General features: G+C 63.3%; 8 protein-coding genes. 5 read left to right on the forward strand and 3 right to left on the reverse strand.

Going from position 1 to position 7,843, the window contains the following annotated elements; genetic code table 11:
* Nucleotides 1-83: 83 nt before the first annotated feature.
* Nucleotides 84-272, reverse strand: a complete 189-nt coding sequence (locus tag WDW90_RS32930; RefSeq protein ID WP_336491851.1) for a hypothetical protein — start codon at nt 270-272, stop codon at nt 84-86.
* Between the two features lie 444 nt (nt 273-716).
* On the opposite strand from WDW90_RS32930, the gene WDW90_RS32935 reads away from it, so the two are divergent.
* The 3 genes from WDW90_RS32935 (at nt 717) to WDW90_RS32945 (ending at nt 2,940) form a co-directional block, all read left to right on the forward strand.
* Nucleotides 717-932 carry a hypothetical protein gene (locus WDW90_RS32935; protein ID WP_336491853.1) on the forward strand — a complete coding sequence of 72 codons (216 nt, stop codon included), beginning with the start codon at nt 717-719 and terminating at the stop codon, nt 930-932.
* Nucleotides 929-1,165 (forward strand): hypothetical protein, encoded by a 237-nt coding sequence (locus WDW90_RS32940; RefSeq protein ID WP_336491854.1) that lies wholly within the window; start codon nt 929-931, stop codon nt 1,163-1,165. Before WDW90_RS32935 ends, WDW90_RS32940 begins: the two co-directional genes overlap by 4 nt.
* Nucleotides 1,166-2,256: 1,091 nt before the next feature.
* Complete coding sequence (locus tag WDW90_RS32945) at nt 2,257-2,940, forward strand: response regulator (protein ID WP_336491855.1); 684 nt, start codon at nt 2,257-2,259, stop codon at nt 2,938-2,940.
* A 79-nt stretch (nt 2,941-3,019) separates the two neighbouring features.
* On the opposite strand, the gene WDW90_RS32950 is transcribed toward WDW90_RS32945, so the two are convergent.
* Nucleotides 3,020-4,930: a potassium transporter Kup gene (locus tag WDW90_RS32950; RefSeq protein ID WP_336491856.1), complete on the reverse strand. Its 1,911-nt coding sequence runs from the start codon at nt 4,928-4,930 to the stop codon at nt 3,020-3,022.
* A 439-nt stretch (nt 4,931-5,369) separates the two neighbouring features.
* Here WDW90_RS32950 and WDW90_RS32955 point away from each other — a divergent pair, with 439 nt between their 5' ends.
* Nucleotides 5,370-5,675, forward strand: coding sequence for a hypothetical protein (locus tag WDW90_RS32955; protein WP_336491858.1), 306 nt, complete (start codon nt 5,370-5,372; stop codon nt 5,673-5,675).
* A gap of 254 nt (nt 5,676-5,929) precedes the next feature.
* Here WDW90_RS32955 and WDW90_RS32960 read toward each other — a convergent pair whose 3' ends face one another.
* Entirely contained in the window at nt 5,930-6,715 is a 786-nt protein-coding gene (locus WDW90_RS32960) for a histidine kinase (RefSeq protein ID WP_336491860.1), read from the reverse strand.
* Between the two features lie 433 nt (nt 6,716-7,148).
* On the opposite strand from WDW90_RS32960, the gene WDW90_RS32965 reads away from it, so the two are divergent.
* The gene (locus WDW90_RS32965) at nt 7,149-7,526 is read left to right on the forward strand and encodes a response regulator (RefSeq protein WP_431311176.1); all 378 of its coding nucleotides are present in this window, start codon (nt 7,149-7,151) and stop codon (nt 7,524-7,526) included.
* Nucleotides 7,527-7,843: the final 317 nt, after the last annotated feature.

A 7,843-nucleotide genomic window follows, 5' to 3' on the forward strand; every position in this document is an offset into this window, starting at 1 on the left:
AACTCCGGCGTGAACGTTCGTTTCGTTGTCCCCATCAGACACCTTCCAGCCCCCATGGGAGCGTAGCAGAGGTGTCCACTCATTCAGAGGAGGATCAGTTCGGCATCCTCGTCCGATAGGACGAACGTTCGACCAAGCTGATCCAATGTCGTCCGAGCATTCTGAGACGCAAGCTCGATGCTGGTCTGCATGAACTGCTGAGCATCTTCGGCAGCCTGCACGGGCCACTCGGCCAGACGAGAATCTGCGCCGTTCAGCGCCTGATCTTTCACCTCGCCGCCTGCTACTGATCGGACCCCGGGAGGCCGCATCTCCGGACTGCGCGCTCGGCTTCGTGTCCCTGATTGTGAGCTTTGCTGGGCTGAAGGCATAGGAAGCCCCACCTCGTGGCACAACGCCCCCAGAAGCATATCTTCAAATTATGTCAGGTTATTCCTCGCTGTGGACTCTCGTTCTCGCGGTGGGCCAATATACTGGAAAATAATAACACTGCAACGATCAAGCATGGCCGCCGCCGCGCGACGGCATAGATTAAACTTTGCTTTGGTGCCAGCGTTGCTGTGGGATCGACGCGACGCTGACGTGAGACTATAGTGGGCGAGAACGGCTCCGCGGCATGGAGGCAATCTGATCGTGCGGGACTTTGCGCCAGATCAAGGGCTACGCCAGGGCTTAGCCCATTATCGCGGGGATACCTCCAGGCTCAGGAGGAAGTTATGACAGGCTCCTCAGAACACGAGCTTGACGCAACGGAAAGTCTGATCGCCGAGGCAGAAGCCTGCCATGCTGAGGCTGTCACCCTCATAGAGCGTCTGAGCGGGGAAGCTCGAATGGCCGCAGAAGCCGAGTGCGCGTTGCGGCAGACCGAGCACCTTCTCGCGGTTCTCGACCGCTTCTGGTCGCGCTCGAAACCCGCTTCGAAGAAGCCATGACGACCTGGACCGGTCACCCGTTTGTCATCGACGTGAGGCCCTGCCGGGTTCTGAAAGGCCGTTTTGTCTGGACCATCAGCCGGAGGGGCTATCCGAAGCAGCGGAGCATCCAAACCTTTGCGACCTTCGAGGAGGCCCGCCTTGCAGGGAAGACCAACCTCGCCATTCTGATCTCGAACTGGCGGCGTTCGGACGCGGCGGCTGAAGAGCCCAAGGCGTTGACGGCAGCTTAGCCACTCTCAATCGAGGCGTACTCCGGCGTGGCCTGCTACCGGGCAAGCGGTGCGGGCGCATGGGATCACAGCGCATCTGCTGCCCGCACAAACTGCCGGGCTTGTCGAGAGCACGCGAAGCAGCAAAGGCAGGGGACGAACAAGTCCGTCGCGAGCGTGGTCAGCGCCATCCTGAGTTGCGCCGCGGTGAGTGTTGGAAGCGGCTGCTGTGCCTAGTGGTGAGCTTGCATGTGCGCCGTGCCTCCTGCCCTATGTCTGGCGCCCGCTTTCATTCCGACGCGCAACCTGTTCGCACGCGCGGTCCGGCTGCCGTGGCTCGACAGGGAAGCAAATCGCTGCCGAGCTTAAACAAAACATTGCAGGTGCAGCAATAGCTCTGCTGACCTCGGCCGCCACGATGCAAGCCCACGATCATTTTTGGCTAAAGCCGCCGACACCTTCCGCGCCGGAACGCGCCTTGGGTCGAGGAATATCGACGCCACGCGTCACAATAGCCTCGTCTGTCCGCCGTCGTACAGGATTAATCTATGTGGATGTGCGCTAACATATGATGATGACCCTGGCTGCCTTCATCCCAGAAAGCTGCTGGCTCGCGTGGGGGGAACATGCAAAAGCAACAGCGCCACCTTGATCCTGACATCATCGCTAACCTGACGCCAAGAGGCGGCCTTCAGGCTGCCGAGTTCGAGGACCAGAAGCTCGGCCACCTCAGCGTGGATAGGCGTGACGTTGTCTACACGGACGCTCGGAGCAGCGTCCGTCTGCTTAGAATGACATTCGCGAGCAGCAAGGAAGCCAAGATGCAGGTGGCCTTCTACCGCTCGACCTACGAGGAGGTGAAGGCTCGCCGGTCCTCACTCCACATCGTGCAATCGTGACCTCCCGGCAGGGTGACGCGCACCTGTGAGGCGCGTTGCCTGCGCATGAGCCGCGGGCATGCGGCACTCCTCCCCGAGCCGGTGCAGCGCACTGCGTCAGCCCTCGCGAGGGCGGAGGGGCAGCCCGGCAGCGCTGGTGTGCACCGGGCCATGGATCGGCTGTGAGTGGATGACCCGGCGAGCAGCATCAGAAATTAAGAGAGGCAAGAGGCGATGCGATATGACCTGCAAACCGCCTATGCGTGTGACGAACTCACCGGAGACCTCCAGCACGCCTTGGCCGCACTCGCGGACGTGGAGTTCGCTTTTCAGGGTCAGCGCGAACGCCTGAATGATGGCTCAAACACTGCTGCCGAACGGGAGCGGCTGCTGACGCAGCTTGATGCCGAGCGTCAGCGGCGCCGCGAGCCGCTGCTGCGCCAGATCGAGGCGCTGGAGCAGCGCGTCAGAGACCTCGTGTTCGCGCCAAGCGACGAGCCTCGCGAAGGAGCGGCCTCGGCTGACGTTCAGGCTCCCATCTGCTCACCGCCGACAGTCGTCTTGGTCGAAGAGGAGGCGGGCGAGCGCGAGATGATCTCGCGCCTTCTTGTGGACGAGGGCTTTCAGGTTAAGGCGGCTGAGAGCACGAACATGGCCTTGAGGCTGGTGGAAGCGCAGCCCTCGCCTTGTGGGCTGATCACGGACGTGCAGGAGCCGGGCGAGATCGACGGCTGCGAGCTTGCGCACCGGGTTCGGCAGTTGCGGCCGGATGTAGCCGTGGTAGTCACGGCCCAGCAGCCGGATGCCTGTCGGGCTCTGCCGGAGGGCGCTCAATTCCTGCTGAAGCCTACCGTCGCGGCGAATGTCGCCTCGCTCCTTCGGCGCATGTTGGATCGACCGCGGCAGGCTTATGCGTGAGAACGCTCGACCCTAGCGTCGGATACCGTGCGAGGCATGCCTTGCTCGGCATTCAGCCCCCGGCTGTCAGGTTCAGTCCTCACACGCTGATCTGCGTGCCCACCTCCACAGCACGGCCTGTCGGTATGCAGAAGTAGCGCGAGATGTCGTGCGAGGTACGCACGAGGCTCAGGTACAGCTTGTCTTGCCAGCGCGGCATCTTCGACCGTGCGTCGATGCGCAAGGCACGCCGGGACACGAAGAACGAGGTTGCCATCACGTCGAACTTCCAGCCCATCTTGCGGCAGATCGGCAAGGCCCGAGGCACGTTCGGCTGCTCCATGAAGCCGAAGGTCAGCGTCACGCAGGCGAAGTGCTTCGAGATTTCCTTGTAGCTGGCCCGCCGCTCCGGCTCGACGCGCGGCACGTCCGCAAACCGGACGTGCAGGATGACGTTCTTCTCGTGCAGCACCTTGTTGTGCTTGAGGTTGTGCAGGAGCGCTGCGGGGACGTACTTCGGATTCCCGGTCAGGAAGACGGCCGTGCCCCTCACGATGTGGGGCGGATGGCCCTCGATCATCGGGATGAACTCAGACAGAGGCACCTCCTGCCTGCTGATCTTCGCAGACAGAAGACGGCTGCCACGCAGCCACGTCAGCATCACCACCATGAGCACCGCGCCGACCGTCAGTGGTATCCAGCCGCCCTCAAACAGCTTGAGCAGGTTGGCTGACAGGAATGTCAGGTCGATCACGAGGAGCGGCGCCGCAATCAGTGCCGCCACGGCAGGCGACCAGCCCCACACGCGCCAGATCACAAGGAACACGAGGCTGGTGCTGATCACCATGTCGCCTGTCACCGCAATCCCATAGGCCGATGCCAAGCTGCTCGACGAGCGGAACACGAACACGAGCACCAACACGGCCGCGAGGAGAAGCCAGTTCACGCGCGGCAGGTAAATCTGCCCGGCTTCCGTCTCCGAGGTGCGGCGGATGGCAAAGCGCGGCAGCAAGCCAAGCTGCATCGCCTGCTGCGTGAGGGAGTAGGCGCCCGTGATGACCGCTTGGCTGGCGATGATCGTCGCGGCTGTCGCCAGCCCGATCATCGGCAGCAGCGCCCAATCGGGATACATCAGGAAGAACGGGTTCTCGATCTTCTCAGGCTCAAGGAGCACCATCGCGCCCTGGCCCATGTAGTTGAGCACCAGGGCAGGCAGAACCAGAGTAAGCCATGCGGTCTGAATGGGCTTGCGCCCGAAATGGCCGAGGTCCGCGTACAGTGCCTCGGTACCGGTCACGGCCAGGAACACCGCTCCGAGGGTTAGGAACGCGATCTTGCCGTGGCTGGCGAGAAAGGCGATGCCGTAGGCCGGATTGACGGCGTACAGCACCTCTGGGTCACCCGCGATGTGGGCCAGACCGCCGAGGGCGAGCGTGCCGAACCAGATCAGCATGATCGGGCCGAACCATGCTGCGACGGCCGCCGTCCCCCGGCTCTGAACGACAAAAAGTCCGATCAGGACGCAGATGCTGATGGGCACCACGTAGTGCTCCAAGGCAGGCGCGGCGATCTTCAGGCCCTCGACGGCCGAGAGCACCGAGATGGCAGGCGTGATGATCGCGTCGCCGTAGAACAGCGCGGCGCTGCCCATGCCGAGGAGCGTCACTGGCAACACGTGATGGCCGATCTTGCGCTGGAGCAGCGCCATCAAGGTGATGGTTCCACCCTCGCCGTTGTTGTCGGCTCTGAGGATGAGGAGCACATACTTGACCGTGACGACGAGGATGAGCGCCCACAGGATCAGCGACAGGGTTCCGAGCACCGCTGGGCGCGTCACGGTCTGACCATCGGCTGCGGCCCTGAGGCTTTCCTTGAAGGCGTAGAGCGGGCTGGTGCCGATGTCGCCGTAGACGACGCCGATGGAGCCGAGTGTCAGCGTCCAGAAGCTGGTCCGGGCAGGTGTGTGCTGGGCCGTCTCCGTGAGCGGATGACCGGGGACCGTAACGCCCATGCTCGCAAGCCTCTGATGGAGGGACACAGGCGTGAACGCGTTGAACTTGCCTGTCGTTTCAGGAGGCAGCCATGTACTCTGATCTGGAGCGTGCACGGCAGACCTGGGAGCACCCTACGAGGCTGTGGCGCTTCTCCTGACGACCGAGAGTTGGCCTCGCCGTTTGCAATGTCCATCTTACTGAGCAACCTCGTCTCAGTGGCGCGATGGGCGACGCGCTCGCATTCCGCAAGGGCTTATCGCTGCTGACCTTCAGGGGCAGCATGGTCCGGTGCTCTCTTAGCAGTGCATTGGCAGGCGCGGGCTGACTTGGCCGTGGCAGGCACGCCATTGCGGTCGGCGGCGCCTGCGGTACTCTCATCACAATCTTCTCGCGCGGTCCGAGACGAGGCAGATCCTCTGGCCGCGACAAGATTGCAGCAGGCGCGGAGGCACGACCGTGCACATCAAAGACGTTCCGGAGATGGTCGCCAGCGGCGATACGAGTGAGATCGAGCGCGCCTACCGTGCGCTCGTCGGCTACCCCGGCGAGGAACAGGTTGCAGGCGCCAACACCAAGGCGATGCTGGCGGCGCTCGATACCGTCAGCATGGCGCTCCTGAACGACCTCACCGTCATGCCACAGCACACCTGCGAGTGCGCGCGACTGCCACTCGGCTCGACCTATCGCGAGGGTGCACGCGACTTCCACGCTCATCACGCGTGGTGGCAGGGCCACATCAATGCCGCCTGCGGCGGCCATTGAGGCTGCTCGTCCCGATGGGATCGTGTAGTAGACCGCGCCCACGCGTGGCGGCACCGTGCCGCTGCCGGAAGAGCTAACGCTGGGGCTCGCCGATGTGACTGTTCCAGGCACAGATGCGGTGCAACCTGAGCCGCTTGTAGCGGCAGCGCTCATCGCGAGCGAAGCCCTCACGCAGGTCAGCGCCGCAACTGAGGTGTACCTGTAGTCTCCCGGACGAGGCACAGACGGTCGTGGTGAGAGGCTGGTCGGCGGCGTCAGTGACGGGTGTTGTTGCGGGGGTCTATGATCATCCTGGCGCCTGCCGCCTCGCTGTCCTGAGCCTGTTCCATGATCCGCTTGGCCTGCTGCTGGAATAGGTTGAGCCGCTTGTTCAGCAGGGCGCGCTGTCTCTGCCGCTTGCCCTCAAGCTGGCCGACGATGTGTTCCTTCTCGGCTGCCGGTCCAGACCAGTCCTCTAGGCGCTCGCAGTCGATCTGGAACGCGAACTCAACATCAGCCAGCGCAGCCAGCGTGCTCTGGAGGCAGGCTGTCAGATCGTCGAGTTCGAGCCCGTCCGGCAGATCAGCGGGCAGTGCCTCAGTCTGGTTGCCGCCAGGAACGTCAACTTCGGTCGGTGCATCTGGTGGGGCGAGTTTCAGGAGCACGTTGGCACCGGCTACTAACGCACCTGATGCATCCCGCAGCGGGGTCGGATAGGGCATGAAGGAAATCAACGTTCCATCCGGCCGCTCCAGCACGGCCTGCACCCCGCGCACGGCACGCCCCTCCTTCAATGCCACCGCCATCGGGCACTGATCGAGCGGCAGGTGCGCACCATCCGTCGTGAAGATCCGCCAGGAGCCACACCAGCGCGTCTTGCCGAGTTCGGGCCGGTAGCCCCAGAGATCGGCCGCAGCGTCGTTGTAGTAGGTCAGCCAGCCGTCCGCGTCGGTCGTGTAGGCAGGCGCCGTGATCTGCTTGAACAACTCGACGCGAGACGGCTCGTAGTTCCAGCCTCGGTCCGGCGCGTCGAGCACGTGGTCGGCTTCATCCGGATACAATGCGCTCTCCCTCGACAGGGGATCATGAAATACCCGCGAGAAACATGCCGGGTGCCCCCATGCTTCGCGAGCATCTGGGAGCACATTCCTTCTGCACGATGGCGATTTCCTCTTAAGGGGCGCAGCAAAGCGCCATGCTCCAGATCGCCCGGCTTCGCGGGACCATGCTTCGGACCTCCGAAGGTGGTTGCTCCATGACGCCAATGCCGGCTCGCACCAGCCTGGGCTCATCCTCATCGTTTTGTGCGGACGCTGGTAACTTACGCTCGCGGAAAGAGCCTACAATGGCTTTATGACAGGGCGTGGACCGGGAGCGTCCCGGTGGGCTCATGGCCGCGCCCGAGCGGTCAAAGGTGCTTTCACAGCGCGTTCGGCTGACGCCACGGGAGACGAAGCCGTTGCTTCGGCGCGCAAGCCGCTGCGGACTCTGGTGGTGGACGATGATGCGCTGGTGCTCGCAAACACGGCCGAGATGCTGGAAGACCTTGGCCACACGGTCGTTCAGGCAGCCTCGGGGCGGGAGGCATTGAACGTACTGCGCCATGGATGCGATGTTGATCTGATCATCACCGATCATGCCATGCCGGAAATGACCGGCGTGCAGCTTGCTGCTGCGATCCGGGCTGATTGGCCTGACCCGCCGATCATCCTGGTGTCAGGCTACACAGACCTGCCGGAGCGCATCGTTTCCGGGCTGCCTCGACTGAACAAGCCGTTCAGTCAGGCGGCGCTGAAGCGAGGCGTTGGTGAGCAGTCGCAGGGCATCGAGCAGCAGTCCCAGGTGATCCCTTTCCCGGCACGTCAGGGATAAGCAGCACGGCGCTAGAACGTATTCGGGCGCTACACCTGCCTGTGGGGCATCAGCGACGCGCGATCAGTCGCGCGTTACGCAGCCGCGGCCAAGTGGGGCGGGAGGGCTCCGCCATTGGGCTTCAGGAGCGCAGAGATCGCCATCTGCTCCTCACGGAAGAACTCATGCATCGAGCTATAGAAGCGGTGCATCGAGCGGCACGCCTCATAGATTGAGTCATCTGATCCTCCCCCGTTTTTGTGGACACGGAGGTTACGTTGCCCAGCGCTGCTCGGCCTGCTCAGGCGTACGGTACCCGAGGGCTGAGTGGAGGCGCT

It is taken from the genome of Methylobacterium nigriterrae, from assembly GCF_037106235.1.
GTDB classification, from domain to species: domain Bacteria; phylum Pseudomonadota; class Alphaproteobacteria; order Rhizobiales; family Beijerinckiaceae; genus Methylobacterium; species Methylobacterium nigriterrae.

Excerpts from the sequence above, each read along its gene's own strand:
- WDW90_RS32935 (WP_336491853.1), top strand. The coding sequence starts at position 717 with ATGACAGGCTCCTCAGAACACGAGCTTGACGCAACGGAAAGTCTGATC.
- WDW90_RS32940 (WP_336491854.1), top strand. The coding sequence starts at position 929 with ATGACGACCTGGACCGGTCACCCGTTTGTCATCGACGTGAGGCCCTGC.
- WDW90_RS32945 (WP_336491855.1), top strand. The coding sequence starts at position 2,257 with ATGCGATATGACCTGCAAACCGCCTATGCGTGTGACGAACTCACCGGA.
- WDW90_RS32950 (WP_336491856.1), bottom strand. The coding sequence starts at position 4,930 with ATGGGCGTTACGGTCCCCGGTCATCCGCTCACGGAGACGGCCCAGCAC.